This is a genomic window from Glycomyces paridis, from assembly GCF_004912155.1.
Lineage (GTDB): Bacteria > Actinomycetota > Actinomycetes > Mycobacteriales > Micromonosporaceae > Glycomyces > Glycomyces paridis.
This window is the reverse complement of sequence record NZ_STGX01000037.1, coordinates 1-878: the sequence shown is the minus strand read 5'-3', so window position 1 is coordinate 878 and position 878 is coordinate 1. Positions and strand designations below refer to the sequence as shown.

Below are 878 nucleotides of genomic sequence, written 5' to 3'. Positions count from 1 at the left end.
CGGGGTGACGGGTGAGCCAGCCGGTGACGGTGCGGACGGTCGGCGGGACCGCGCGGTTGATCGGGGGCAGCTGTGGCCGGTCGGGGCGGAACTGGGCGAGGTAGTCGGCGACGGTCGAGTAGCTGCCGCGGTAGCCCAAAGCGCGGATCTCGCGATCGAGTTCGACGACGTTGGTGCGCCCGGCGAGCCATTGGTCGTGGAGGTAGGGCTTGTAGGGGTCGAGTTTGGAGTCTCTTGGCCGGTGTGTGGTCACCATGTCCTGCCAGCGGTCCGCGTTCGCGTAGCGGCGGACGGTGTTGCGGCTCCATCCCAGGTGGCGGGTGATGGCGCGGAGGCTGTGTCCTTCGGCGATCAGGTCGTGGACCCGCTGGTGTCGGACGCGGCGGTTCTCTGCCATCTTCCCGGTCGGATCAGCCGGCGTCTCAGGTTGTTCAGGGAGCGGGTCGGGTTCGGTGACGGTCGCCTCGACAAGGGGTTCGGTGAATGCGCTGCGGTGGCGCATGATGCATTCCTCGACGGCGTCGATCAGGTTGTGCCAGAGGTGGAACCGGTCGGCGACCTGGATCGCGTCGGGGGCGGCGGTCCGTGCCGCCTCGGCATAGGAGCTGGAGCGGTCACGGCAGATGACCTCGACGCCGGGATGGGCGCGCAGCCAGGCCTGGAGCGGGGCCGCGTCGCGGCCGTCGAGCAGCTCGATGGGCCGGTGGGAGGCCATGTCGATCAGGATCGTGCCGTAGGTGTGGCCGCGGCGGAACGCGAAGTCGTCGACACCGAGCACCGGTGTAGCACCCACGACGGGATCGGGAAGGGCGCGGACCAGGCGCAGCATGCTGTTGCGACCCACCTGGGAACCAAGCCGCTCGGCCAGTCGTGCGCCG

The 878-nt window shown here is 69.7% G+C and carries 1 protein-coding gene; it reads right to left on the bottom strand.

What is annotated here, in order from left to right:
- On the bottom strand, window positions 1–844 hold an 844-nt coding region (locus E9998_RS25010; RefSeq protein WP_192907149.1), incomplete at its 3' end, for a transposase.
- Window positions 845–878: the final 34 nt, after the last annotated feature.